The sequence below is a fragment of the Pseudomonas sp. NPDC089530 genome, from assembly GCF_050280705.1.
In the GTDB taxonomy this organism is placed as follows: domain Bacteria; phylum Pseudomonadota; class Gammaproteobacteria; order Pseudomonadales; family Pseudomonadaceae; genus Aquipseudomonas.
In genome coordinates, this window is sequence record NZ_JBNNVU010000036.1 from 1 (window position 1) to 25,500 (window position 25,500).

At 63.8% G+C, this 25,500-nt stretch carries 28 protein-coding genes; 17 read left to right on the forward strand and 11 right to left on the reverse strand.

Translation table 11 applies throughout. The features are described 5' to 3' along the window. Both ACQKQA_RS15480 and ACQKQA_RS15485 read right to left on the reverse strand, forming a co-directional pair. Window positions 1–829: MFS transporter (locus tag ACQKQA_RS15480; protein WP_427559010.1), on the reverse strand; the 829-nt coding region annotated here is incomplete at its 3' end. Between the two features lie 211 nt (window positions 830–1,040). Then, a complete protein-coding gene (locus ACQKQA_RS15485) occupies window positions 1,041–2,018 on the reverse strand; it encodes an NADPH:quinone oxidoreductase family protein (protein WP_427559013.1) in 978 nt (325 codons plus the stop codon). Window positions 2,019–2,176: 158 nt separating this feature from the next. Between ACQKQA_RS15485 and ACQKQA_RS15490 the strand changes: the two genes are divergently transcribed. Next, entirely contained in the window at window positions 2,177–2,584 is a 408-nt protein-coding gene (locus tag ACQKQA_RS15490; protein ID WP_427559016.1) for a flagellar basal body-associated protein FliL, read from the forward strand. Window positions 2,585–2,939: 355 nt separating this feature from the next. Further along, a complete protein-coding gene (locus ACQKQA_RS15495; RefSeq protein ID WP_427559019.1) occupies window positions 2,940–3,833 on the forward strand; it encodes a LysR family transcriptional regulator in 894 nt (297 codons plus the stop codon). Here the strand turns inward: ACQKQA_RS15495 and ACQKQA_RS15500 are convergent. Next, window positions 3,830–4,156, reverse strand: a complete 327-nt coding sequence (locus ACQKQA_RS15500) for a DUF883 family protein (RefSeq protein WP_427559022.1) — start codon at window positions 4,154–4,156, stop codon at window positions 3,830–3,832. The two genes, ACQKQA_RS15495 and ACQKQA_RS15500, sit on opposite strands and share 4 nt — an antisense overlap. 152 nt (window positions 4,157–4,308) lie before the next feature. Between ACQKQA_RS15500 and ACQKQA_RS15505 the strand changes: the two genes are divergently transcribed. Together ACQKQA_RS15505 and ACQKQA_RS15510 are read left to right on the forward strand one after the other, a co-directional pair. Beyond that, window positions 4,309–4,524, forward strand: a complete 216-nt coding sequence (locus ACQKQA_RS15505; RefSeq protein ID WP_427559024.1) for a dodecin — start codon at window positions 4,309–4,311, stop codon at window positions 4,522–4,524. Between the two features lie 128 nt (window positions 4,525–4,652). Beyond that, entirely contained in the window at window positions 4,653–4,877 is a 225-nt protein-coding gene (locus ACQKQA_RS15510) for a DUF1161 domain-containing protein (RefSeq protein WP_427559027.1), read from the forward strand. A gap of 76 nt (window positions 4,878–4,953) precedes the next feature. Here ACQKQA_RS15510 and ACQKQA_RS15515 read toward each other — a convergent pair whose 3' ends face one another. Next, a complete protein-coding gene (locus ACQKQA_RS15515; RefSeq protein WP_427559030.1) occupies window positions 4,954–5,955 on the reverse strand; it encodes an LLM class flavin-dependent oxidoreductase in 1,002 nt (333 codons plus the stop codon). A gap of 231 nt (window positions 5,956–6,186) precedes the next feature. Between ACQKQA_RS15515 and ACQKQA_RS15520 the strand changes: the two genes are divergently transcribed. Next, window positions 6,187–6,426, forward strand: a complete 240-nt coding sequence (locus tag ACQKQA_RS15520; protein ID WP_427559033.1) for a DUF1161 domain-containing protein — start codon at window positions 6,187–6,189, stop codon at window positions 6,424–6,426. Window positions 6,427–6,430: 4 nt separating this feature from the next. On the opposite strand, the gene ACQKQA_RS15525 is transcribed toward ACQKQA_RS15520, so the two are convergent. Both ACQKQA_RS15525 and ACQKQA_RS15530 read right to left on the reverse strand, forming a co-directional pair. Next, entirely contained in the window at window positions 6,431–6,850 is a 420-nt protein-coding gene (locus tag ACQKQA_RS15525) for a hypothetical protein (protein WP_427559036.1), read from the reverse strand. 41 nt (window positions 6,851–6,891) lie between these two features. Beyond that, window positions 6,892–7,305, reverse strand: a complete 414-nt coding sequence (locus ACQKQA_RS15530; protein ID WP_427559039.1) for a hypothetical protein — start codon at window positions 7,303–7,305, stop codon at window positions 6,892–6,894. Window positions 7,306–7,364: 59 nt separating this feature from the next. Between ACQKQA_RS15530 and ACQKQA_RS15535 the strand changes: the two genes are divergently transcribed. Then, window positions 7,365–8,444, forward strand: coding sequence for an aminopeptidase (locus tag ACQKQA_RS15535; RefSeq protein ID WP_427559042.1), 1,080 nt, complete (start codon window positions 7,365–7,367; stop codon window positions 8,442–8,444). A gap of 71 nt (window positions 8,445–8,515) precedes the next feature. Here ACQKQA_RS15535 and ACQKQA_RS15540 read toward each other — a convergent pair whose 3' ends face one another. Both ACQKQA_RS15540 and ACQKQA_RS15545 read right to left on the reverse strand, forming a co-directional pair. Then, a complete protein-coding gene (locus ACQKQA_RS15540; protein ID WP_427559045.1) occupies window positions 8,516–9,166 on the reverse strand; it encodes an HAD family hydrolase in 651 nt (216 codons plus the stop codon). 26 nt (window positions 9,167–9,192) lie between these two features. After that, window positions 9,193–9,738, reverse strand: coding sequence for a gamma carbonic anhydrase family protein (locus ACQKQA_RS15545; protein ID WP_427559048.1), 546 nt, complete (start codon window positions 9,736–9,738; stop codon window positions 9,193–9,195). Between the two features lie 75 nt (window positions 9,739–9,813). Between ACQKQA_RS15545 and prlC the strand changes: the two genes are divergently transcribed. Both prlC and ACQKQA_RS15555 read left to right on the forward strand, forming a co-directional pair. Next, a complete protein-coding gene (gene prlC / locus ACQKQA_RS15550; protein WP_427559050.1) occupies window positions 9,814–11,892 on the forward strand; it encodes an oligopeptidase A in 2,079 nt (692 codons plus the stop codon). Continuing rightward, window positions 11,889–12,176 (forward strand): YheV family putative zinc ribbon protein, encoded by a 288-nt coding sequence (locus ACQKQA_RS15555; RefSeq protein ID WP_427559053.1) that lies wholly within the window; start codon window positions 11,889–11,891, stop codon window positions 12,174–12,176. The genes prlC and ACQKQA_RS15555 overlap by 4 nt, the downstream gene beginning before the upstream one ends. Before the next feature lie 124 nt (window positions 12,177–12,300). On the opposite strand, the gene ACQKQA_RS15560 is transcribed toward ACQKQA_RS15555, so the two are convergent. Both ACQKQA_RS15560 and ACQKQA_RS15565 read right to left on the reverse strand, forming a co-directional pair. Further along, entirely contained in the window at window positions 12,301–12,957 is a 657-nt protein-coding gene (locus ACQKQA_RS15560) for a dual specificity protein phosphatase family protein (protein WP_427559056.1), read from the reverse strand. A 57-nt stretch (window positions 12,958–13,014) separates the two neighbouring features. Beyond that, on the reverse strand, window positions 13,015–13,212 hold the full coding sequence (locus tag ACQKQA_RS15565) for a hypothetical protein (RefSeq protein WP_427559058.1): 198 nt from the start codon (window positions 13,210–13,212) through the stop codon (window positions 13,015–13,017). Window positions 13,213–13,258: 46 nt separating this feature from the next. Between ACQKQA_RS15565 and ACQKQA_RS15570 the strand changes: the two genes are divergently transcribed. The 6 genes from ACQKQA_RS15570 (at window position 13,259) to ACQKQA_RS15595 (ending at window position 20,957) form a co-directional block, all read left to right on the forward strand. Beyond that, window positions 13,259–14,008: a gluconate 2-dehydrogenase subunit 3 family protein gene (locus ACQKQA_RS15570; protein WP_427559061.1), complete on the forward strand. Its 750-nt coding sequence runs from the start codon at window positions 13,259–13,261 to the stop codon at window positions 14,006–14,008. Between the two features lie 2 nt (window positions 14,009–14,010). Continuing rightward, complete coding sequence (locus ACQKQA_RS15575) at window positions 14,011–15,795, forward strand: GMC family oxidoreductase (RefSeq protein ID WP_427559064.1); 1,785 nt, start codon at window positions 14,011–14,013, stop codon at window positions 15,793–15,795. A 12-nt stretch (window positions 15,796–15,807) separates the two neighbouring features. Beyond that, window positions 15,808–17,133 (forward strand): c-type cytochrome, encoded by a 1,326-nt coding sequence (locus ACQKQA_RS15580; RefSeq protein ID WP_427559066.1) that lies wholly within the window; start codon window positions 15,808–15,810, stop codon window positions 17,131–17,133. A gap of 98 nt (window positions 17,134–17,231) precedes the next feature. Continuing rightward, complete coding sequence (locus ACQKQA_RS15585; RefSeq protein ID WP_427559069.1) at window positions 17,232–18,290, forward strand: PA0069 family radical SAM protein; 1,059 nt, start codon at window positions 17,232–17,234, stop codon at window positions 18,288–18,290. 305 nt (window positions 18,291–18,595) lie between these two features. After that, window positions 18,596–19,330, forward strand: a complete 735-nt coding sequence (locus tag ACQKQA_RS15590; protein ID WP_427559072.1) for a carbonic anhydrase — start codon at window positions 18,596–18,598, stop codon at window positions 19,328–19,330. Window positions 19,331–19,421: 91 nt separating this feature from the next. Then, window positions 19,422–20,957 (forward strand): SulP family inorganic anion transporter, encoded by a 1,536-nt coding sequence (locus ACQKQA_RS15595; protein WP_427559074.1) that lies wholly within the window; start codon window positions 19,422–19,424, stop codon window positions 20,955–20,957. Between the two features lie 113 nt (window positions 20,958–21,070). Here ACQKQA_RS15595 and ACQKQA_RS15600 read toward each other — a convergent pair whose 3' ends face one another. Next, window positions 21,071–21,721, reverse strand: a complete 651-nt coding sequence (locus tag ACQKQA_RS15600; RefSeq protein WP_427559077.1) for a hypothetical protein — start codon at window positions 21,719–21,721, stop codon at window positions 21,071–21,073. Window positions 21,722–22,092: 371 nt separating this feature from the next. Between ACQKQA_RS15600 and coxB the strand changes: the two genes are divergently transcribed. From coxB to ACQKQA_RS15615, 3 genes are all read left to right on the forward strand, one after another. Beyond that, entirely contained in the window at window positions 22,093–23,220 is a 1,128-nt protein-coding gene (coxB, locus tag ACQKQA_RS15605) for a cytochrome c oxidase subunit II (protein WP_427559080.1), read from the forward strand. A gap of 82 nt (window positions 23,221–23,302) precedes the next feature. Beyond that, window positions 23,303–24,904, forward strand: coding sequence for a cytochrome c oxidase subunit I (gene ctaD / locus ACQKQA_RS15610; RefSeq protein WP_427559082.1), 1,602 nt, complete (start codon window positions 23,303–23,305; stop codon window positions 24,902–24,904). Window positions 24,905–24,940: 36 nt separating this feature from the next. Continuing rightward, on the forward strand, window positions 24,941–25,495 hold the full coding sequence (locus ACQKQA_RS15615; RefSeq protein ID WP_427559085.1) for a cytochrome c oxidase assembly protein: 555 nt from the start codon (window positions 24,941–24,943) through the stop codon (window positions 25,493–25,495). Window positions 25,496–25,500: the final 5 nt, after the last annotated feature.

The following is a 25,500-nucleotide window of genomic DNA, read 5'->3' on the forward strand; positions in this document are numbered from 1 at the left end:
CATTGGCCAGGCCGTCTTCATCGACGGTGCCGGTCACAGCCGTGCCGGTGGCGGTCGGCGTGTCGTCATTGACGGTGATCACCAGTTTCTCGGCGAAGATTTCCTTGGCGCTGAATTCTTCTTCGTGGCTGGCGTCGTAGCCTTCCGGGTAATCGTTCTTGTACTTCTCGATCGGCGGCAGGCCCACCGATTGCGGGGTGTCGCGCATGGTGGCGAAGGCGAACAGCGCCACCATCAGGGCCACGGCGGCCGGGACGTAGAACGCCGCGTGCCAGTCGTTGAACCAGCCCATGCCCAGCAGGAACAGCGGGCCGATCAGGCCGCCGCCGACGTTGTGCGCGACGTTCCACACCGACACCACGCCACCGCGTTCCTTCTGCGACCACCAGTGCACCATGGTCCGCCCGCTTGGCGGCCAGCCCATGCCCTGGGCCCAGCCGTTAATGAACAGCAGGATGAACATCATGGTCACGCTGGACGTGGCCCAGGGCGCGAAACCGAAAATGAACATTACCCCGGCCGACACCAGCAGACCGAAAGGCAGGAAGTAGCGTGGGTTGGAGCGGTCGGACACCAGGCCCATGAGGAACTTCGACAGGCCGTAGGCGATGGCGATCGCCGACATGGCCAGGCCCAGCTCGCCGCGGGTGTAACCCTCTTCGATCAGGTAGGGCATGGCCAGGGAGAAGTTCTTGCGCAGCAGGTAGTAACCGGCATAGCCGATGAAGATCCCGGCGAAGATCTGCCAGCGCAGGCGGCGGTAGGTACTGTCTATTTTTTCGTCAGGCAGAGGCGCCCGATGTGTGGCAGGTCGAAAGAAAGCAAACATTCAAGAGCTCCAAATTTCTTGTTTTGACTGCGGATGCGAATGTTACAGTTTCGTTACCGAAAATAGCACTGCCACTTATTCACAAACACAGCAAACCGGAGCGATTGCATGTTCTTTTACGAACGTGTCGCTTACAGATAAGTAGGGGGCGTATCCAATATCCCCTGTAGGAGCGAGCTTGCTCGTTCCTACAGGAATAGAAGGGAGAGGCTCAGCGAACCTGGACCACTACCTTGCCCACCGCCTTGCGCTGGCCAAGGTCGTTGATGGCACTGGCGGCTTCGGCCAGCGGATAGACCTGCGAGACCAGCGGCTTCAGCTTGCCTTCGGCGAACCAGGCGAACAGTTGCTGGAAGTTCGCCGCGTTGTCCTGGGGCTGGCGCTGGGCGAACGAACCCCAGAACACCCCGACCACCGCCGCGCCCTTGAGCAGCGCCAGGTTGACCGGCAGCTCGGGGATGCGCCCGCTGGCAAAACCCACCACCAGCAGCCGGCCGTTCCAGGCGATGGCGCGGACGGCCTGGTCGAACAGGTCGCCGCCCACCGGGTCGTAGATCACGTCGGCGCCCTGGCCGTCGGTCAGGCGTTTGATTTCGTCCTTCAGGCTGGCTTCGCTGTAGTTGATCAGTTCGTCGGCGCCGGCGGCCTTGGCCACCGCGAGTTTCTCGGCGCTGCTGGCGGCGGCGATGACCCGCGCGCCCATGGCCTTGCCGATCTCCACCGCCGCCAGGCCCACGCCGCCGGAAGCGCCGAGCACCAGCAGGGTTTCCCCGGGCTTCAGGTTGCCGCGCTGCTTGAGGGCGTGTATCGAGGTGCCGTAGGTCATGCTGAACGCGGCAGCGGTGGTGAAGTCCATCGACGGCGGGATCGGCAGGACGTTGTAGCCCGGCACCGCCACTTCTTCGGCAAAGCTGCCCCAACCGGTCAGCGCCATGACCCGGTCGCCGACCTTGAGGTGGCCGACCTTCTCGCCGACGGCGCCGACCACCCCGGCGGCTTCGCCTCCCGGCGAGAACGGGAAGGGCGGCTTGAACTGGTATTTGCCCTCGATGATCAGCGTGTCCGGGAAGTTCACCCCGGCCGCATGCACTTGCAGCAGGATTTCGTTCTTCTTCGGTACAGGACTCGCGACGTCTTCCAGCACCAGCGTTTCGGCGGGGCCGAAGGCTTTGCACAGCACGGCTTTCATCAGGGCTATTCCTTTGGGAGTGGTGGCCGATAAGTGTAGGTGGGTGAAAAACGCGGTCAACGAGCATGCCCCGTCCTGATAGCCGGCCATAAGCTTTGTGCTTGGGCACAGGCGCAGGGGCCTTTATGCTAGACCGCCTACCGGATAAGGAGCGAACTGTGAAAGCGTGGATCATGTGGATGCTGGCCCTGTCTCTGCCAATGGCAGCCATGGCCGAGGAAGCCAAAGAAGGCGCAGCACCGAAAGTCAGTTACATCAGCCTGAACCCGCCGTTCGTAGGCAACTACGGTCTGGATGGCGGCCCCAAGCTCAAGGTCTACAAGGCCGACGTCGCCCTGCGGGTGACCGGCGATGCCGCGGCCCAGGCGGTGAAGGCCAACGAGCCGTTGATCCGTAACCAGCTGGTGGCGCTGTTCGCCCAACAGACCACGGAAACCATGAGCAACGTCGAAGCCAAGGAAAAGCTGCGCCAGGAAGCCCTGAAGCAGACCCAGCAGGTGATGAACGACGAGACCGGCAAGCCGGTGGTGGAAGACCTGCTGTTCAACAACCTGATCATCCAGTAACGCTGGATCCGTAGGAGCGAGGCTTGCCCGCGATAGCGATAGCGCGGACCCCGCCAAATCTCAGCCTCCTGGCTGATCGTGAGCAAGCTTCGCACCTACACGTTGCAGGTATATTCCGCGTTCAGGACGCCAGGCTCCGGCGAAACCGCGCCAGGGCGATGCCGAAGCCGAACGCGCCGAACAGGCCGTTGGCATCAGGGCCGTTGCGCAGGTTGGTCTGGGTCATTGGGGCGCTCCCGGTGATTCGTCAAAAGGGTCGATGCGTGGACTGACAATGGTCTTCACTCTACCCCTGACACCCCAGGCTGAAAACCGATAAGATCGCCACAACCTGTCAGAAAAACTCACCTATTCCATGAGCCACGACCTGCCCCCGCTGAACGCCCTCCGGGCCTTCGAAGCCACCGCCCGCCTGAACAGCGTCAGCCAGGCGGCCGAGCAGCTGCACGTCACCCATGGCGCGGTCAGCCGGCAGTTGAAGGTGCTCGAAGAGCATCTGGGCGTGAGCCTGTTCGTCAAGGAAGGGCGCGGCCTGAAACTCACAGATGCCGGGGTGCGTCTGCGCGATGCCAGCAGCGATGCCTTCGAGCGTCTGCGTACGGTTTGCGCCGAGCTGACCCGGAGCACCGCCGACGCGCCCTTCGTCCTTGGTTGTTCCGGCAGCCTGCTGGCGCGCTGGTTCATTCCGCGCCTGGGGCGGCTGAACGCCGACCTGCCGGACTTGCGCCTGCACCTGTCGGCCGGCGAAGGCGATCTCGACCCGCGCCGGCCGGGGCTGGACGCCTTGCTGGTGTTCGCCGAACCGCCGTGGCCGGCGGACATGCAAGTCTTCGAACTGGCCCGCGAGCGCATCGGCCCGGTGCTCAGCCCGCGCTACGGTCGCTACGAACAGCTGCGCGCGGCGCCGGCCAGCGCGCTGCTGGGCGAGGCGTTGCTGCAGACCGCCTCGCGGCCCCAGGCCTGGCCCAGCTGGGCACGGCAGAACGGCCTCGACGCCGGGGCGTTGAAGTACGGGCAGGGTTTCGAGCATTTGTATTATTTGCTGGAGGCGGCGGTGGCCGGGCTTGGCGTGGCGATCGCGCCGCAGCCGCTGGTGGCCGAGGACCTGCGCGCCGGGCGCCTGGTCGCCCCGTGGGGCTTCTGCGAAACCCCGGGGCAACTGGCGTTGTGGCTACCCAAGCGCGCCGCAGACGGGCGCGCTCGGCAACTGGCGCAGTGGCTCACCCACGAGCTGCGCCAGAGTCGTTAGTTGCCGCGTTTGCACAGCAGATAGGCGGCCAGCAGGCCCAGCGCGCCTACGGCGACGCCGGCGGTGGTCCAGGGGTGTTGCTGGGCGTAATCCCGGGTGGCGATCCCGGTTTCACGGGTTTTCACCTTGACTTCCGCATAGGCGTCACTGAGCAGGCTGCGCGAATGTTTCAGCGCGCTCTCGGCGTTGCTTTTCAGCGCCTTGAGGGTTTTGCGCGACTCCTCCGAGGCGTCGTCCTTGAGGCTTTCCAGGGCCTTGAGCAGACTTTCGATCTCGGCTTCCATGCTTTCCAATGAGGCTTTGCGTAACGAGGTGTTGGCCATGGTGGCTCTCCTGCATTGTGATGAGGGTCTGTAAGGTCCGACTGCGTGGCCTGGCGAAAGTGCAGTAAATCTGAGTGTTCGAGGGCCGGGGCTTGTTCAAGTGTTGCCGATAATCGCTGCTAGGCTTTGATCTACCTCACAAGGAGAACGCCATGTCTGATCATCACACCTACAAGAAAATCGAACTGGTCGGCTCGTCCCCGAGCAGCATCGAAGACGCCATCAACAATGCGCTGGCCGAAGCCAGCAAAAGCATCAAGCACATGGAATGGTTCGAAGTCACGGAGACCCGCGGGCATATCCGCGACGGCAAGGCCGCGCATTTCCAGGTCACGCTCAAGGTCGGTTTCCGGATTGCCAACAGCTGAACCTGAGCTAGTCTGTTGAACTTGGGCGCTGGCCGATTGCCATAGGAAATGGCAAAGCGCTATATCCGCCCCGGACCGAGCGGGCTGGGGCTTGACGCTTTCTTTGATCCGACCAGGGAATGTGACCGATGAAAAAACTGGTAATGGCTTTAGCGTTGTTGAGTGTCGCGGGAACAGCCCTTGCAGCGGGCAAATCCTGCGAAACGCTGAAAAGCGAAATCGCGGCGAAGATCGACGCCAAGGGCGTGTCGGGTTATTCGCTGGAAATCGTCGACAAAGGCAGTGCGGCTGGCGGCAAGGTTGTCGGTACCTGCGAAGGCGGCACCAAGGAAATCGTCTACAAGCGTGGCTGAGCCCTTGCGGATGTGAACAAGCCGACGCACTGCGTCGGCTTTTTTATGCCCGGTTTTTCACCCTGTCCAGGCCGGTTCAGCCCTTCATGACCTGCGCCAATAGCTCGTAGGAATGCAGGCGGTCGGCGTGTTCGTACAGGTCGCAGGTGAAGATCAGCTCGTCGGCGCCGGTCTGTTCGATCAGCACTTCGAGCTTGGCGCGGATTTTCGCCGGGCTGCCGATCATGGCCAGGCCAAGGAAGCTGCTCACGGCCTCTTTCTCATGGGGCAGCCACAGGCCATCCATGCTCTTCACCGGTTTGCGCTGCACCAGGCTATGGCCGCGCATCAGTGCGAGGATCCGCTGGAACACCGAAGTCGCCAGGTAGTCGGCCTGCTCGTCGGTATCGGCCGCCACCAACGGTACGCCGAGCATCACGTAAGGCTTGTCGAGCACCGCCGAGGGCTTGAAGTGATTGCGGTACACGCGAATCGCCTCATGCATGTAGCGCGGGGCGAAATGCGAGGCGAAGGCGTAAGGCAAGCCGCGTTCCCCGGCCAGTTGCGCGCTGAACAGGCTCGAACCCAATAGCCAGATCGGTACCTGGGTACCGGTGCCCGGCACCGCGATCACCCGCTGCTCCGGGGTGCGTGGGCCGAGGTAGGCCATCAGTTCGGCCACGTCCTCAGGGAAATCGTCGGCGCTGCCGGAGCGTTCCCGGCGCAGGGCGCGGGCGGTCATCTGGTCCGAGCCCGGCGCGCGGCCCAGGCCCAGGTCGATACGCCCCGGGTACAGGCTTTCCAGGGTGCCGAACTGCTCGGCGATCACCAGCGGTGCGTGGTTGGGCAGCATCACGCCGCCAGAGCCGACGCGGATACTCGAAGTGCCGCCAGCCAGGTAACCCAACAGCACCGAGGTCGCGGAACTGGCGATGCCGTCCATGTTGTGGTGCTCGGCGACCCAGAAACGGGTGTAGCCGAACTTCTCGACATGCCGGGCCAGGTCCAGGGAGTTGCGCAGTGATTGCGCCGGGCTGCCGTCCTCGCGCACGGGGACCAGGTCGAGGGTGGAAAACTTTACGTCGGACAGTGGTTTCATGAGCCTGCTTCTCCTTTGGGTGTGCAGGCCTTTGTCGTGAGCCAAAACCTGCCGAGTGCTGTCAGTCTGTTCCTTGCAATGTGGGCATATACCCGAGTTTCAATAGCCAAGGCAAAAATCCCCGCGCCAGACAGGTGCGGTATCAGAACTCGTTTCATGAAAATGTGGTCGAATAGGTGACTGCAGGCTCAGCCCATGACCGTGGGCGCTGCATCAAGGGAGCTCCACATCATGAAACGTTTTGCCCTGGCAGTTGTTTGTTGCACGCTGGCCACCTCGGCCCTGGCGGCTCCGAAGGACTGTGAAGAACTCAAGAAAGAGATTGAAATCAAGATCCAGGCCAATGCCGTACCCTCCTACACCCTGGAGATCGTCAGCAAGGAGGAAGCCGAAAAGCATGACGCGGCCATGGTGGTCGGGACCTGCGAAAACGGCACCAAGGCGATCATCTATCAGAGAAACGACAACTGATCCCTCAGATCACGCAGTTGACCATGTGGTCTTCGGCCAGCAGCTCACGCTTGGCGTTGTACAGCCGGGCACTGGGGGTGAACCCCAGCGAGCGGGCTTCCAGCAGGTAACGCTGGCCGGCTTCGAAATGGTCGTAGCGGATGCTCAGGTAGCACAAACGCTCAGCCGGATCGTTCATCAGACCGATCCGCCCGCTGAACACCTCGAAATCGAAACGCACCATCAGCTCATGACTGCCCGGGGTGACCTGGAAATAGCGGCCATCGCTCAGGCGCTGGTTGTCCAGGCGCTCGGCCATCAGCAGCTTGCCGCCTGGCGTCGGGGTGGAAAAATCGACCCAGGCCCGTTGTGGGTCCACCGCCGGCAAGGGGCTGGAGCAGGCAACAAGGCTGGTCAGGGCAAGGAGCAGCAAGGGTTGGCGCATGGTGTCGGCCGTCCGGGAAGAGGCCTCCAGCATAACGCCGATCAGGTGCGCTGGCAGCCCGCCGGTTGGCCGGTGCCTACCAGGTTGCGCTGCTGGTCATAGAGCCTGGCCCAGGGCCGGAAGCCGATGTTGCCGGTCTGCAACTGGTAGCGCTGGCCGGCGTTGAAGTCCTTGTATTTCACGTTCAGCGTGCAGTCGCGCCACAGCGGTTCGCTGTCCGGGCCGATGTTGCTGGGCTCCACGGCGAACTGGTAGCGCACCTTCAGCTCGTGGCTGCCCGGCTGGACCTCGAAATACCGGCGGTCGACCCAGGCCTTTTCGTCGACCTCCAGCGCCTGCAGGGCGGTGTCCTGGTGGGTGTCGAGGTCGATCCAGGCTTGTGTCGGGTCGGGGGTGGGCAGTCCGGCACAGCCGCCCAGGGTCAACAGTCCGGTGGTCAGCAGCAACACGCGCATAGCGAAACTCCAGGCAGGCGAGATAGTCTTGCGAGCAGACTCTCGAAGGATGATTCGATTTGATTAGGCCGCGTTCAAGCCATGGGGTACTTGATCGTCTTTTACGCTTTTTGTTTCCGGGCCTGCTGCTTTTGGCGCTCAACGGTTGTTCCAGCCTGGATTACTACGGGCAACTGGCCAGCGGCCAGTGGCGGCTGCTGCAAGCCCGTACGCCGGTCGATCAGGTCATCGCCGACCCGGCGCGCGACCCGCAATTGCGTGCCCATCTGGCCCAGTCGCAGAAGGCCCGGCGCTTTGCCAGCGAACACCTGCACCTGCCGGACAACCAGAGTTACCGCCTCTATGCCGACATCGGCCGGCCCTTCGTGGTGTGGAACGTGTTCAGCACCCCCGAGTTTTCCCTGAGCCCCCGGACTCACTGCTTCCCGATTGCCGGCTGTGTGGCCTATCGCGGCTACTACAACCAGGGCGCGGCCCGGGGCGAGGCGGCCTTGCAGAAGCAGCAGGGCCTGGATGTGGCCATCGGTGGGGTGGAGGCCTACTCGACCCTGGGCTGGTTCAACGACCCGATCCTCAGCTCGATGCTGCACTGGGGCGACGAGCGTCTGGCGACCCTGATCTTCCATGAGTTGGCCCATCAGCGCTTCTATGTAAAGGACGACACTGAGTTCAACGAGTCCTTCGCCACCTTCGTCGAGCAGGAAGGCACCCGGCAATGGCGCACGGTCCGAGGCTTGCCGCCTTCCAGCGATGCCTTGGCCCAGCAGCGGGACCAGTTCATCCAGCTGATTCTCGACACCCGCCAGCGCCTGGAAGGCCTGTATGCCCTGCCGCTGCCCGCCGAGCAGATGCGCCAGCGCAAAGCGGCCGAATTCGAACGCCTGCGCCGCGATTACCGCCAGCTCAGGGATAGCCAATGGCACGGCGACCCGCGCTACGACCTCTGGATCAACACCCCGATGAACAATGCCAAGCTGCTGCCTTTCGGCCTGTACGACCAGTGGGTGCCGGCGTTTTCTGCGCTGTTCAAGCAGTCGGGCGGGGACTGGCCGGCCTTCTACCAGGCCGTGGAGAAGCTCGGCGCATTGCCGGTCGAGAAGCGCAAGGCGGCGCTGAAAGCCTTGATGGGCGGCGCCTAGACGGACGCTATCGCGGGCAAGCCTCGCTCCTACATGATCCAGGAGCGAGGCTTGCTCGCGATCAGAGGGGCCTAGCGCTGCAAGAACGCCTGGTGCAACGCGTGCAGGGTCTGGAAGTGGTAGGCCGGCGCTTCGGCGCTGAGCTCTTCGTGGCTGCCGAAGCCGTAGCCCACCGCGGCTGCGTCCAGCCCGTTGCGGCGGGCGCCGATCAGGTCGTGCTTGCGGTCGCCAATCATCAGGGTGTCGCGCGGGTCCAGGCCTTCTTCGCTCAGCAGGTGGCGGATCAGCTCGACCTTGTCGGTGCGGGTGCCATCCAGTTCGCTGCCGTAGATCACCTTGAAGTGCCGGGCGAAATCGAAATGCCGGGCGATCTCGCGGGCGAACACCCAGGGCTTGGAGGTCGCGATGTACAGCTGGCGGCCCTGCTCGCTCAAGGTTTCCAGCAGGGGTGTGACGCCGTCGAACACCCGGTTTTCATACAGGCCGGTGACCTTGAACCGTTCGCGATAGAAATTCACCGCCTCCCAGGCCCGGGCCTCGTCGAAGCCGTAGAACTGCATGAAGGCCTGCAACAGCGGCGGGCCGATGAAGTGTTCCAGCTTGCTCAGGTCGGGTTCGTCGATACCCAGTTTGCCGAGGGCGAACTGGATCGAACGGGTGATGCCTTCGCGCGGGTCGGTCAGGGTGCCATCGAGGTCGAACAGAACGGTTTGGTAATGCATGGGTATTCCTGGCAGGGGATGGGGGCTCAGGCCTGGTCGTAGCCTTCGGCCAGGTGCAGGTCCTTGAGCTTCACGTAGTTGGCGGCGCTGTAGGTGAAGAACGCGCGTTCCTTGTCGGTCAGCGGGCGGGCCTGCTTCACCGGGCTGCCGACGTAGAGGAAGCCGCTTTCCAGGCGTTTGCCCGGCGGCACCAGGCTGCCGGCGCCGACGATCACATCGTCCTCCACCACCGCACCGTCCATGACAATGCTGCCCATGCCGATCAGCACCCGGCTGCCGATGCTGCAACCGTGCAGCATCACCTTGTGGGCGATGGTCACGTCGTCGCCGATCAGCAGCGGGAAACCGTCCGGGTTGAAGGGGCCGGCGTGGGTGATGTGCAGCACGCTGGCGTCTTGCACGCTGGTGCGGGCGCCGATGCGGATGCGGTGCATGTCGCCGCGGATCACCGTCAGTGGCCAGACCGAGCTGTCGGCGCCGATTTCGACGTCACCGATCACCACCGCCGAGCTGTCGACGAAGGCCCGGGGGCCGAGGATGGGCGTGTGCTTCTGATAGGTGCGGATGGCCAAGTGGGTTACCTGCTCTGACATTTATTAATGGGGGCGATAGCTGCGGCTGACGGCGATTGTAATTAAGATGGCGCAATGTTTCTTCCAGCCAAGGTGCCCACCGTGAGTGTGAACAACCCTCTTCTGCAGCCCTACGACCTGCCGCCGTTTTCGGCGATCCGCGCCGAGCACGTACAGCCGGCCATCGAACAGATCCTGGCTGACAACCGCGCCGCCATCGCTGAAATCCTCAAGAACCAGGGCAGCCAACCGACCTGGGCCGGCCTGGTCCTGGCCATGGACGAGCTCAACGACCGCCTGGGCGCGGCCTGGAGCCCGGTCAGCCACCTCAACGCCGTGTGCAACAGCGCCGAGCTGCGCGAGGCCTACGAGTCCTGCCTGCCGGCCCTGAGCGCCTATGCCACCGAGCTGGGGCAGAACCGCGAGCTGTTCCAGGCCTTCGAAGCCCTGGCGGGCAGCCCGGAAGCCGCCGGTTTCGAGGTGGCGCAGAAAACCATCCTGGAACATTCCCTGCGGGACTTCCGCCTGTCGGGTATCGACCTGCCGCCGGAGCAGCAGAAGCGCTACGCCGAAGTGCAGAGCAAGCTCTCCGAGCTGGGCAGCCGTTTCTCCAACCAACTGCTCGACGCCACCCAGGCCTGGACCAAGCACGTCACCGACGAAGCGGCCCTGGCCGGCCTGACCGTTTCGGCCAAGGCACAGATGGCCGCCGCGGCCCAGGCCAAGGACCTGGAAGGCTGGCTGATCACCCTGGAATTCCCCAGCTACTACGCGGTGATGACCTACGCCGAAGATCGCGCGCTGCGTGAAGAGGTCTACGTCGCCAACTGCACCCGCGCCTCGGACCAGGGCCCGAACGCCGGCCAGCACGACAACGGCCCGGTCATGGACGAAATCCTCGACCTGCGCCAGGAACTGGCCGGACTGCTGGGTTACGCCAACTTCGCCGAACTGAGCCTGGCCACCAAGATGGCCGAGTCCGGCGACCAGGTGCTGAGCTTCCTGCGCGACCTGGCCCAGCGCAGCAAGCCGTTCGCCGCCCAGGACCTGCAACAGCTCAAGGCCTACGCCGCCGAACAGGGCTGCCCGGACCTGCAAAGCTGGGACAGCGGTTTCTACGGCGAGAAGCTGCGCGAGCAGCGCTACAGCGTGGCCCAGGAAACCCTGCGCGCCTACTTCCCGATCGACAAGGTGCTCGGCGGGCTGTTCGCCATTGTCCAGCGCCTGTACGGCATCGAGATCGCCGAGCTGAAGGGCTTCGATACCTGGCACCCGGACGTGCGCCTGTTCGAGATCAAGGAAAATGGCCAGCACGTGGGCCGCTTCTTCTTCGACCTGTATGCCCGCGCCAACAAGCGTGGCGGTGCCTGGATGGACGGCGCCCGGGACCGTCGCCGCACCTTCGCCGGCGTGCTGCAAAGCCCGGTGGCCAACCTGGTGTGCAACTTCACCCCGGCTGTCAGCGGCAAGCCTGCCCTGCTGACCCACGATGAAGTCACCACCCTGTTCCACGAGTTCGGCCATGGCCTGCACCACCTGCTGACCCGCGTCGAATATTCCGGGGTTTCCGGCATCAACGGCGTGGCCTGGGATGCGGTGGAGCTGCCGAGCCAGTTCATGGAGAACTGGTGCTGGGAGCCGGAAGGCCTGGCGCTGATCTCCGGTCACTATGAAACCGGCGAACCGCTGCCCCAGGACCTGCTGCAGAAAATGCTCGCTGCGAAGAACTTCCAGTCTGGCCTGATGATGGTGCGCCAGCTGGAGTTCTCGTTGTTCGACTTCGAACTGCATGCCACCCATGGCGACGGCCGTGCGGTGCTGCAAGTGCTCGAAGGCGTGCGCGACGAGGTCTCGGTGATGCGTCCGCCGGCCTACAACCGCTTCCCCAACAGCTTCGCCCACATCTTCGCTGGCGGTTACGCGGCGGGTTACTACAGCTACAAGTGGGCCGAAGTGCTGTCGGCCGATGCCTTCTCCCGCTTCGAGGAGGAAGGCGTGCTGAATGCCGAGACCGGTCGGGCCTTCCGCGAAGCGATCCTGGCCCGCGGCGGTTCCCAGGAGCCGATGGTGCTGTTCGTCGACTTCCGCGGACGTGCGCCGTCGATTGACGCACTCTTGCGCCACAGCGGCCTGACCGAGGACGCAGCGGCATGAGCGAGGGGCCAGTGAAGACGAAAAAACGCTTTATCGCCGGGGCGGTCTGCCCGGCCTGCAGCGAGCAGGACAAGCTGATGATGTGGAGCGAAGACGACGTTCCCCATCGCGAGTGCGTGGCCTGCGGTTATGCCGACACCTTGAACGAGCAGGGCCTGTCGGTGCCCAAGGAATTGAGCACGCGGGTCAACACGGCGGCCCTGAAGGCGCCGGACGCCAAGGTCCAGGCGGTGCAGTTCTTCCCCAACCCCAAGTTGAAGAAGAAAACCGACGAACCCAAGTAGTTCCAGGTTCCTGTAGGAGCCAAGCTTGCTGGCGATCAAGGCGCCGCGGTAGGTCTGACATACCGCCATCGCGAGCAAGCTTCGCTCCTACACAGGGCATCAAGCCCCTTTCCCCATCACGCAATCAATTCGCCGGCTTGCCGGTACTTGCCGTCTCGAACCAGCTTTTCACCGAACAGAGGGCGAACACGCTGGTGCTGCAATCGCCATTGGCCAGGGCGGTGCGCAACTTGTCGACATCGGCCTGCATCATGTAGCGAATGCCGTCCTTGAAGTGGGAACTGTCACCAAACCCGCCTCCGGTCATCTCATTCAGCGCCTCTTCCTTGCTCCACCCCTGAACCACCACCCGGTACATCGCCGACATCAGGCCGGTACGGTCCGAGCCGTGCTTGCAGTGCATCAGCACCGAGCCCTGGGTTTCGGCGTCCTGGATCGCCCGCAGGGCCGCCAGCACATCGGCGTCGTCCACGTGATTGGTCCGGTAAGGCAGTTGCACCCGCTTGATCCCCGGAGCGTCCAGCCAGCTGGCGTCGGACTCCGGCAGGAAATTGATCACCGTTGTCACCTTGAGCTTCTCCAGCAGGGGCACGGCGTTGTTGTCCGGCAAGGCGCTGCGGTAGAGCGTCGGCGACATCTGGTACAGGTTGTAGTGCGTCTCGACAGGCTGGGCCCACTGGGCCGGGCGGGTCGAACTGGTTTCCGCGGCTTGCGCCTGGGGCCAGGCGAGCAGTGCCAGGAGGGACAGGCAGAGGGCAGGAAGGACACGAGTGTTGTGCATGCAGAAGGCCATAACCGGGAAAGGGATCGAGGGAAGCCTAGCTTCTTCCCGGGCCGGTCAAAGCCCTGTGAGGTGCTTGTCAAAGAAACGTGAAGCAAATGCCTGCGTTTTTTCCCCGGCGATCGCTGTTTTTTCCAGCTGAAGCGTTTCATCTGAAAAGCTTAGCCTGCTACCATTTGTAACCAAAGTTTGCTGAACTCTGTTCTCCGGCGCCGGGTCGACCCCTGTCGCCGCCATAACGACAAGCCACGCCATGACGCGGCTGCCCAACCCGTGAATGCCTAGTGTGAGGTGTCTCCCCATGTCTGATCACGATCAAGACAACCCGCGGCGTGAGTTTTTGCGCAAATCCCTGACCTTGATCCCGGTGGTCACGGTCGCCAGTACCGGCCTGGGCAGCTCGATGCTGATGGCCGCGCCCGAATCGGCCAAGCCGGTCGAGCCGGCCCGGCCCCCGGCCCTGGCCAGCACCGAGGCCTATCAGCCGACCTACTTCACCGCCGAGGAATGGGCCTTCGTCCAGGCCGCGGTGGAGCGCCTGATCCCGGCCGACGAACAAGGCCCGGGCGCCCTGGAAGCCGGCGTGCCGGAATACATCGACCGGCAGATGAACACCCCCTACGCCGCTGGCGCCCTGTGGTACATGCAAGGCCCGTTCAACGCCGACGCCGCGCCGGAGATGGGCTGGCAGAGCAAGTTGGTCCCAAGGGAGATCTATCGCCTGGGCATCGCCGCGACGGACGCTTGGTCGAAAGCCTTCAACGGTAAAACATTTGCTGCGCAAGACAGCGCTACCCGAGACGATTTGCTCAAGCAGCTTGAGGCCGGAAAACCGCAGTTCGACAGCGTTCCGCCGAAGATTTTCTTCAGCCTGCTGCTGCAAAACACCAAGGAAGGGTTCTTCTGCGACCCGATCCACGGCGGTAACAAAGGCATGGTCGGCTGGACCTTGATCGGCTTCCCCGGCGCACGCGCCGATTTCATGGACTGGGTGGAGCGCAACGAGCACTACCCGTTCCCGGCAGTGTCGATTCGCGGCGAGAGGGCTTGAGCATGGCAACGGTAATGAAGAAGGTCGATGCAGTGATCGTCGGGTTCGGCTGGACCGGCGCGATCATGGCCAAGGAGCTGACCGAGGCCGGGCTCAACGTGCTGGCGCTGGAGCGCGGGCCGATGCAGGACACCTACCCGGACGGCAACTATCCGCAGGTGATCGACGAGCTCACCTACAGCGTGCGCAAGAAACTGTTCCAGGACATCTCCCGGGAGACGGTGACTATTCGCCACAGCATCAACGACGTGGCCCTGCCGAACCGCCAACTGGGCGCGTTCCTGCCGGGCAATGGCGTCGGCGGCGCCGGCCTGCACTGGTCCGGCGTGCATTTTCGCGTCGACCCGATCGAGCTGCGCATGCGCAGCCACTACGAAGAGCGCTACGGCAAGCACTTCATCCCCAAGGACATGACCATCCAGGACTTCGGCGTGACCTACGAAGAGCTGGAGCCGTTCTTCGACTTCGCGGAAAAAGTCTTCGGCACCTCGGGCCAGGCCTGGACCGTGAAGGGCCAACTGGTGGGTGAAGGCAAGGGCGGCAACCCCTATGCGCCGGACCGTTCGGAGCATTTTCCGCTGGAGTCGCAGAAGAACACCTATTCTGCCCAGCTGTTCCAGAAGGCCGCGAGCGAGGTCGGCTACAAGCCCTACAACCTGCCGTCGGCCAACACCTCGGGGCCGTACACCAACCCCTACGGCGCGCAAATGGGCCCGTGCAACTTCTGCGGCTTCTGCAGCGGTTACGTCTGCTACATGTACTCCAAGGCCTCGCCGAACGTGAACATCCTGCCGGCCCTGCGGCCGCTGCCGAATTTCGAGCTGCGCGCCAACTCCCATGTGCTCAAGGTCAACCTCGACAGCACCAAGACTCGTGCCACCGGCGTCACCTACGTCGACGGCCAGGGCCGCGAGATCGAACAGCCGGCGGACCTGGTGATCCTGGGCGCATTCCAGCTCCATAACGTGCGCCTGATGCTGCTGTCCGGCATCGGCAAGCCGTACGACCCGATCACCGGCGAAGGTGTGGTGGGCAAGAACTTCGCCTATCAGAACATGGCCACCATCAAGGCCTACTTCGACAAGGACGTGCACACCAACAACTTCATCGGCGCCGGCGGCAACGGCGTGGCGGTGGACGACTTCAACGCCGACAACTTCGACCACGGCCCCCACGGCTTCGTCGGCGGCTCGCCGTTCTGGGTCAACCAGGCCGGCAGCCGGCCGATCGCCGGCACCTCCAATCCGCCGGGCACCCCGGCCTGGGGCAGCGCCTGGAAGAAGGCCACCGCCGACTACTACACCCACCAGGTGTCGATGGACGCCCACGGCGCCCACCAGTCCTACCGCGGTAACTACCTCGACCTCGACCCGGTGTACCGCGACGCCTACGGCCTGCCGCTGCTGCGCATGACCTTCGACTGGCAGGAAAACGACATCAAGATGAACCGCTTCATGGTCGAGAAGATGGGCAAGATCGCCGAGGCGATGAACCCCAAGGCCATCGCCCTGCTGGGCAAGAAGGTCGGCGAGCACTTCAATACCGCGTCCTACCAGACCACCCACCTCAACGGCGGTGCGATCATGGGCACCGACCCGAAGACCAGCGCCCTGAACCGCTACCTGCAGAGCTGGGACGTGCACAACGTGTTCGTCCCGGGCGCTTCGGCCTTCCCCCAGGGCCTGGGCTACAACCCGACCGGCCTGGTGGCCGCGTTGACCTACTGGTCGGCCCGCGCGATCCGCGAGCAGTACCTGAAGAACCCCGGCCCGCTGGTCCAGGCATAAGGAGCGATGACCATGAAAACCCTCGTTATCGCAACCCTGGCCCTGCTCGGCAGCGCTTCCCTCTGCGCCGCCGAAGCCGATCGTCAAGCCTTGATCGAGCAGGGCGAATACCTGGCCCGCGCCGGTGACTGCGTGGCCTGCCACACCGCCAAGGACGGCAAGCCGTTCGCTGGCGGGCTGCCGATGGAAACCCCGATCGGCACGATCTATTCCACCAACATCACCCCGGACAAGACCGGCATCGGCGAGTACAGCTTCGAGGACTTCGACAAGGCCGTGCGCCATGGCGTGGCCAAGAGCGGCAGCACCCTGTACCCGGCCATGCCCTACCCGTCCTATGCGCGGGTCAGCGACGCCGACATGCAGGCGCTGTATGCCTACTTCATGCAAGGCGTGGCGCCGGTGGCGCAGGACAACCGCGACAGCGACATTCCCTGGCCCCTGAGCATGCGTTGGCCGCTGGCGGGCTGGCGCTGGCTGTTCGCGCCGAGCGTGGCGGACCTGCAAGGCAAGGCCCCGGCGACCGCCGGTGCTGATCCGGTGGTCAGCCGCGGCGCCTACCTGGTGGAAGGCCTCGGCCACTGTGGCGCCTGCCACACGCCGCGGGCCCTGACCATGCAGGAGAAGGCCCTGAGCGCCAGCGAAGGCAGGCAGTTCCTGGCCGGCAGCGCACCGCTGGAGGGCTGGATCGCCAAGAGTCTGCGCGGCGATCACCAGGACGGCCTGGGCAGCTGGAGCGAGGCGCAGCTGGTGCAGTTCCTCAAGACCGGCCGTAGCGACCGCAGCGCGGTGTTCGGCGGCATGAGCGATGTGGTGGTGCACAGCATGCAGTACCTGTCCGACGAGGACCTGACGGCGATTGCCCGCTACCTCAAGTCGCTGCCGGCCAACGATCCGAACGATCGGCCGCATCAGTACGACAAGCAAGTGGCCGAGGCCCTGTGGAAAGGCGACGACAGCAAGCCGGGGGCGGCGGTGTATATCGACAACTGCGCGGCCTGCCACCGCACCGACGGCCATGGCTACACCCGGGTGTTCCCGGCGCTGGCGGGCAACCCGGTGCTGCAAAGCGCCGATGCCACCTCGTTGATCCACATCGTGCTCAAGGGCGGCACTCTGCCGGCTACCCAGACCGCGCCATCGACCTTCACCATGCCGGCCTTCGCCTGGCGCCTGTCGGACCAGGAGGTGGCCGATGTGGTCAACTTCATCCGCACCAGCTGGGGCAACCAGGGCTCCGAGGTGAAAGCTGCGGATGTGGCGGGGTTGCGCAAGGGCGACCTGCAGAGCACCTCGAATGACGACCTGGGCCAGGTGACGAAGCACAGCGGCGGCTGACCGGACAAGTCGCCAGGCGCGCGCTTCCAGCCTAACGGCGCTAGGCAGATCCACCGCGCTCCATTACTGTATATAAATACAGTAATGGAGCGCCTCCCATGTTCACCCCCCTGCCCCCGCGCGGCCGTGGCACCGCGACCAACCCGCACAACCGTTTTGCCCCCCGGCGCTCGGTGGCCTTCGACGACGGCTGGTACCAGGAAGCCCCGCTGACCCAAGGCACCGAGGTGCGCTTCGAGACGGCGAAATCCATCATCACCCGCAACAGTTCGCCGGACCTGCCCTTCGACCGCTCCATCAACCCCTATCGCGGTTGCGAGCACGGTTGCATCTACTGCTACGCGCGGCCCAGCCACGCCTATTGGGACCTGTCGCCGGGGCTGGACTTCGAAACCAAACTGATCGCCAAAAGCAACGCCGCGGCGATGCTGGAACAGCAGTTGTCCAAGCCCGGCTACCAGTGCGCACCGATCAACCTGGGCTCCAACACCGACCCCTACCAGCCCATCGAGCGCGAACAGCAGCTGACCCGTCGGATCCTGGAGGTGCTGCTGCGTTACCGGCATCCGGTGACCATCGTCACCAAGGGCTCGCTGATCCTGCGCGATCTCGATCTGTTGGCCGAGTTGGCCGAGCAGCGGCTGGTGGCGGTGATGATCAGCCTGACCACCCTGGACGACGAGCTCAAGCGCATCCTCGAACCCCGGGCGGCGGCGCCCAAGGCGCGCTTGCGGGCGATCCGGGTGCTGCGCGAGGCGGGGATTCCCGTGGGTGTGCTGTGTTCGCCGATGATTCCGATGATCAACGACAGCGAACTGGAAAGCCTGCTCGCCGAGGCCCATGCCGCGGGCGCGCAAAGCGCGGCCTACATGATGCTGCGCCTGCCCCTGGAAGTGGCGCCGCTGTTCGAGGAGTGGCTCAACGCCCACTATCCGCAGCGGGCGGCCCATGTCCTGAGCCTGATCCGCCAGTGTCGCGGCGGTGAACTCTACGACAGCCGTTTTGGGGCGCGGATGCGCGGCGAAGGCCCCTTCGCCGCCCTGCTGGCGCAACGCTTCGCCAAGGCCAGCAAGCGCCTGGGCCTGGATCGGCGGGAAGGCTACAACCTCGATTGCACGGCCTTCTGTCCACCGGGCGGGCAGATGTCGTTGCTGTAGGAAATATGACCTATGGTGCAGTAGTGTCGGCGTGCCTTGCTCCAGGCGCCGGTCGTCTTTGACCTCGCGGATAGTGGCGTTTTAGAGCGCCCCGTTCAGTTTGAGTTAAGTTTTTAAGGCTACTTTGTTCATCGAGCGACCCGCAGGTCGCGGTCGGCATTCTGGTTGTTTTTTAACCAATCGCTGGCGTCGTGCCGGATAACACTGGAAAATTCACCCAAGGGTCTGAGCGAGCATGGCCTGCGTAGCGCCGAAGGCGCCCAGCCACTTTTCGACAGAGCCGAATCCGTCAAAGAGGATGAATCATGAGTGACAAGGATAAACAGCCGTTGGCTGCGCCGGCTTCAGCGTCCACCGAGGCCGCCGAAAGCGCCGACGCAGCGCTGCAGATCATCGTCGACGGCTTTTTGCATTTTCATCACGAAGTCTTCCCGCAGCAGGAAGAACTGTTCAAGAAACTCGCCACGGCCCAGCGGCCACGGGCGATGTTCATTGCCTGCGCCGATTCGCGCATCGTTCCCGAGCTGATCACCCAGAGCGCCCCGGGCGACCTGTTCGTGACCCGCAACGTCGGTAACGTGGTTCCGCCTTACGGGCAGATGAACGGCGGCGTGTCCACGGCCATCGAATACGCGGTCATGGCGCTGGGCGTGCACCACATCATCGTCTGCGGCCATTCCGATTGTGGCGCCATGCGCGCGGTGCTCAACCCGCAGAGCCTGGAAAAGATGCCGACGGTCAAAGCCTGGCTGCGCCACGCCGAAGTGGCCAAGACCATGGTCCAGGACAATTGCGATTGCGCCGACGAAAGCGCCAGCATGCATGTGCTGACCGAAGAGAACGTCATCGCCCAGTTGCAGCATTTGCGCACCCACCCTTCGGTGGCCTCGCGCATGGCCAACGGCCAGTTGTTCATCCATGGCTGGGTGTACAACATCGAAACCAGCGAGATCAAAGCCTACGACGCGGACCAGGGATGTTTCCTGCCGCTGGACGGGCGCCATCCGATCCCTGTGGCGACGCCTAAAGCGCGCTTCTAAACCCTCCTAAATCCCTGTGTGGTTCAGCCATGACTGCCGTCAGCGCGGTCAGGCTTCGCCACGCCCTGAAGAAAGCTTCGGGAGAATCGTCATGCGTGCTGCACAACTGAAAGCGGTTTTGCCACGGGAGCTGCTGGCTTCCGTGGTGGTGTTCCTGGTGGCCCTGCCCTTGTGCATGGGCATTGCCATCGCGTCCGGTATGCCGCCGGCCAAGGGTCTGATCACCGGCATCATCGGTGGTCTGGTGGTGGGCTGGCTGGCCGGCTCGCCGTTGCAGGTCAGCGGCCCGGCGGCGGGGCTGGCGGTGCTGGTATTCGAGCTGGTGCGCCAGCACGGTATCGCCATGCTCGGGCCGATCCTGTTGCTGGCGGGCCTGCTGCAACTGGTGGCCGGGCGCCTGCGCCTGGGCTGCTGGTTTCGGGTCACGGCGCCAGCGGTGGTCTACGGCATGCTGGCCGGGATCGGGGTGCTGATCGTGCTCTCCCAGGTGCATGTGATGCTCGACGCCCAACCCCAGGCTTCCGGCCTGGACAATCTCGCTGGCTTCCCCGAGGCGGTGGCCCAGGCCCTGCCGAGCCTGGGCGGCGGCTTTGGCTGGCAGGCCGGTGTGCTTGGCCTGTCGACCATGGCCGTGATGTTCCTGTGGGAAAAACGGCGCCCGCATGCGCTGCGTTTCATCCCCGGCGCGCTGCTGGGGGTGGGCCTGGCGACCTTGGCCAGCCTGGCCCTGGCGCTGCAGGTGAAACGGGTCGAGGTGCCGGAAAACCTCGCTGAGGCGATCGACTGGCTGCGCCCGGCCGACCTGCTCAACCTGGCGGACCCGACGCTGTTGGTCGCGGCCTTTGCCGTGGCCTTTATCGCCAGCGCCGAAACCCTGCTGTCCGCCGCCGCGGTGGATCGCATGCACAGCGGCGCGCGCTCGGATTTCGACCGTGAACTGTCGGCGCAAGGGGTCGGCAATATGCTTTGCGGCCTGCTCGGCGCGCTGCCGATGACCGGGGTGATCGTGCGCAGCTCGGCCAACGTCCAGGCCGGTGCGACCACGCGGCTGTCGGCGATCTTCCACGGCCTGTGGTTGCTGGCCTTCGTGCTGTTGCTGTCCAGCGTGCTGCAAAGCATTCCGGTGGCCAGCCTGGCGGGCGTGCTGGTGTACACCGGATTCAAGCTGGTGGATCTCAAGTCCTTCCGCAAGCTGGGCCGTTATGGGCCGATGCCGATGCTGACCTACGGTGTGACCGCGCTGGCGATAGTCCTCACCGACCTGTTGACCGGGGTGCTGATCGGTTTCGGCCTGACCCTGGTGAAGCTGGCCTGGGGCGCATCGCGGCTGAAGATCGGCCTGATCGACCTGCCGGCCGCAGGCGAAATGGAGCTGCGCCTGGTAGGCGCCGCGACCTTTCTCAAAGTGCCGGCCCTGACCCAGGCCCTGGGCGGCATTCCCCCGGGAACCACGGTGCATGTGCCGCTCAACCACCTGAGCTATATCGACCATGCCTGCCTGGAACTGCTCGAGGAATGGGGCCGGGCCAACGTGGCCAAGGGTTCGAAGCTGGTGATCGAGTCACGCGGACTGAGGCGCCGGCTGGAGGGGCGCCTGCACACCACAGTGGGCCTGAGCCGAGCATAAAGCTTCCGTAGGAGCACAGCTTGCGTGCGATGGGGGGCGCCACGGTCTGTCTATCAGACCGCGTCATCGTTCATCGCGGGCCAGTCGGATCGCCGCCCGCTCGCTCCTACAGGTCAAGCGGCGGGCTGGTCGAGCTCCAGCTCCACGCCCAGCTGGCGCGACAGGCACGGCCAGCGTTTCCAGGCGGCTTCGGTATCCGGGCTGTTGAGCTTTTCCCGATAGGCCTCGACCGATTCCAGGGCAAAGCTCTCTTCGTCCAGCATTGTGTCGACCGCATGGTGCACCGCTTCGTCCAGCTGGTTGGCGAAGGTCTCGCCGATCAACTGGTGGGCGATCAGGTTGGCGACCGTGGTATCCAGCGGGATCAGCGGCTGGCCGAAGTGCGTGATGTACAGGTCGTTGACCTCTTCCACCAGGCGGTGGGCCAGGTAGGCCTCGTCCAGCAGGCCGTCCAGGCCTTCGTGACCGGCCATGATGGCGGGCGGCTGGAGGAAGAACTGCTCGGCGATCTTCAGTACCGGCTTGATCTGCGATTCGATGCCGGCTTCGCGCGCGACTTCGTGGGCGGCGTCCAGCAGGTCGGGAACCTGGTCGATATAAGCTGCGACAAACCGGGTCATCACCCCTTGGGCGTCCACGTCGGGGAGCTGGATGGCGGGGTGCAGGTGCGGTAGCTGGGTTTCCAGCTGGCGGCGCAGATGGCCGGTGCCGGATTCGTGGTGGTGGGCTCGTTGGATCTGCTCGCGCAATGCGGCGGTGTTCATGAAAACTCCAGGAAACAAGGGCAATTTAATAGGGAAGACATAAGTTAGCGTGCTTACGAAAGCGCTTAAGACGCATTTTTCATAATCACGTCACAGTTAGACGTCGGGGTTATATCCCTGCACCGCCATTTGTCTCTCCATCCCTTTCCAGCCGTGGCCTATAAGGTCGCGGCGAACTGTCTCAGCGGATTTACGGGCCTGCGTTGCGAGGTAGAAGTCGCTGTCTATACTCGGCTCTGTATGAAGTTAGCTGATGACGCCCGACTGCATGTGCAGCGAGGCTCGGCGGTTTAAGTTCGCAGTCTAGGCAGCCGCTCCCTTGCCGCAGGTGAAAGCCGGCGGGATAACAAGAACGATAAGGGGAACCCGCAATGATGCGACATCCACAAGTCTGGATGGGACTCCTGTTGTGGTCGGTATTCAGTCAGGCGCACGGCGCCTGGACCGTGAATATGACGCCTGGAGCGACTGATATAAGTCACGCGGTATTCGACCTGCACATGACCATCTTCTGGATCTGTGTGGTGATCGGCGTCCTCGTCTTCGGCGCCATGTTCTGGTCGATGATCGTCCACCGCCGCTCCACCGGCCAGGTGGCCGCCAAATTCCATGAAAGCACCACGGTCGAGATCCTCTGGACGGTAGTGCCGTTCGTGATCCTGGTCGTCATGGCCATCCCCGCCACTGCGACCCTGATCAAGATGTACGACACCAGTGAGCCGGATGTGGACATCCAGATCACCGGCTACCAATGGAAGTGGCACTACAAGTACCTGGGCCAGGACGTCGAATTCTTCAGCAACCTGACCACCCCTGCCGAACAGATCCATAACCAGAGCGCCAAGGGCGAACATTACCTGCTGGAAGTCGATCAGCCGCTGGTGCTGCCGATCGGTGCCAAGGTGCGCTTCCTGGTGACTTCCGCCGACGTCATCCACTCCTGGTGGGTGCCGGCCTTCGCGGTGAAGCGCGATGCCATTCCCGGTTTCGTCAACGAGGCCTGGACCCGGGTCGACAAGCCCGGCCTGTATCGCGGCCAGTGCGCCGAACTGTGCGGCAAGGACCACGGCTTCATGCCGATCGTGGTCGACGTGAAGACCCAGGCCGACTACGACACCTGGCTGGGCGAACGCAAGGCCGAAGCGCTCAAGGTCAAGGAGCTGACCAGCAAGGAATGGACCCTCGAAGAACTGGTGGCCCGTGGCGACAAGATCTACCACACCACCTGCGTGTCTTGTCACCAGGCCGAAGGCCAGGGCCTGCCGCCGATGTTCCCGGCGCTCAAGGGGTCGAAGATCGCCACCGGTCCCAAGGAAGGTCACTTGAACCTCGTCTTCCACGGCAAGCCCGGCACCGCCATGGCGGCCTTCGGCAAGCAGCTGTCGGAAGTCGACCTGGCGGCGGTGATCACCTACGAACGTAACGCCTGGGGCAACAACAAGGGCGACATGGTGACGCCCAAGGATGTCCTGGCTCTGAAACAGGCGGAAAGCAAATGACCCGGTCCATTGCGTGTTCCCGGAACCCGTCGCGGCGCGCGGCCGCCAATCGTCCAGCCCACTCGTTTGCAGGAGACAGGCCATGAACGCTGTGAGCGATGAACACGGTCATGCCGTCGTCGGCGACCACAACCACACCCATGGTCCGGCCAAGGGCCTGATGCGTTGGGTGCTGACCACCAACCACAAGGACATCGGCACCCTGTACCTGTGGTTCGCCTTCACCATGTTCCTGCTCGGCGGCTCGTTCGCCATGGTGATCCGCGCCGAGCTGTTCCAGCCCGGCCTGCAGATCGTGCAGCCGGAGTTCTTCAACCAGATGACCACCATGCACGGCCTGGTCATGGTCTTCGGCGCGGTGATGCCGGCCTTCGTCGGCCTGGCCAACTGGATGATCCCGCTGATGATCGGCGCGCCGGACATGGCCCTGCCGCGGATGAACAACTTCAGCTTCTGGCTGCTGCCGGCGGCGTTCCTGCTGCTGGTCTCGACCCTGCTCATGCCCGGCGGCGGACCGAACTTCGGCTGGACCTTCTACGCCCCGCTGTCCACCACCTACGCGCCGGAAAGCGTGACCTTCTTCATCTTCGCCATCCACCTGATGGGGATCAGCTCGATCATGGGCGCGATCAACGTGATCGCCACCATCCTCAACCTGCGCGCCCCCGGCATGACCCTGATGAAGATGCCGCTGTTCGTCTGGACCTGGCTGATCACCGCGTTCCTGCTGATCGCGGTGATGCCGGTGCTGGCTGGCGTGGTGACCATGATGCTGATGGACATCCACTTCGGCACCAGCTTCTTCAGTGCCGCCGGCGGCGGTGACCCGGTCTTGTTCCAGCACGTGTTCTGGTTCTTCGGCCACCCCGAGGTGTACATCATGATCCTGCCGGCCTTCGGCGCCGTCAGCGCGATCATCCCGGCCTTCTCGCGCAAGCCGCTGTTCGGCTACACCTCGATGGTCTACGCCACGGCGAGTATCGCCTTCCTGTCGTTCATCGTCTGGGCGCACCACATGTTCGTGGTGGGCATTCCGCTGGTGGGCGAGCTGTTCTTCATGTACGCCACGATGCTTATCGCGGTGCCGACCGGGGTCAAGGTGTTCAACTGGGTCAGCACCATGTGGCAGGGCTCGCTGACCTTCGAGACGCCGATGCTGTTCGCCGTGGCCTTTGTGATCCTGTTCACCATCGGCGGTTTCTCCGGGCTGATGCTGGCCATCGCCCCGGCGGACTTCCAGTACCAGGACACCTATTTCGTGGTCGCGCACTTCCACTATGTGCTGGTGCCGGGGGCGATCTTCGGCATCTTCGCCTCGGCCTATTACTGGCTGCCGAAGTGGACCGGGCACATGTACGACGAAACCCTGGGCAAGCTGCACTTCTGGCTGTCCTTCATCGGCATGAACATGGCGTTCTTCCCGATGCACTTCGTTGGCCTGGCGGGCATGCCACGGCGGATTCCGGACTACAACCTGCAGTTCGCCGATTTCAACATGGTGTCGTCCATCGGCGCGTTCACCTTCGGCGCGACGCAGATCTTCTTCCTGTTCATCGTCATCAAGTGCATCCGTGGCGGCGCACCCGCGCCCGACAAACCTTGGGACGGCGCCGAAGGGCTGGAGTGGAGCGTGCCGTCGCCGGCCCCGTACCACACCTTCGTCACGCCGCCGGAAGTGAAATGAACCGTTCGCCACTCATTCCTGCAGGGAGGTGCTGACATGGCCGAAGTTTCGATGAAGAAGCTGGTCACCCGCCTGCTGCTGGTGGTGGCCGCGATGTTCGTCTTCGGTTTTGCCCTGGTGCCGATCTACGACGTGATGTGCAAGGCGCTGGGCATCAACGGCAAGACCGGCGGGCAGTATTCCGGCGAACAGCAGGTCGACACCTCGCGCCAGGTGCGCGTGCAGTTCCTGTCGACCAACGCCATCGACATGGTCTGGGAGTTCTATCCCAAGGCCGACGACATCGTGGTCAACCCCGGGGCGGTGAACGAGATGATCTTCATCGCGCGCAACCCCAGCGATCGTCCGATGAGCGCCCAGGCGATCCCGAGCATCTCGCCAAGCACCGCCGCGATGTATTTCCACAAGACCGAATGTTTCTGCTTCACCCAGCAAGTGCTGCAGCCCGGTCAGCAGATCGAGATGCCGGTACGTTTCATCGTTGACCGCGACATGCCCAAGGATGTGAAGCACCTGACGCTGGCTTACACGCTGTTCGATATCACCGCGCGTCACCCACCGGTGGCCGTGAGCACCCACACCGGCGGTTAAGACGT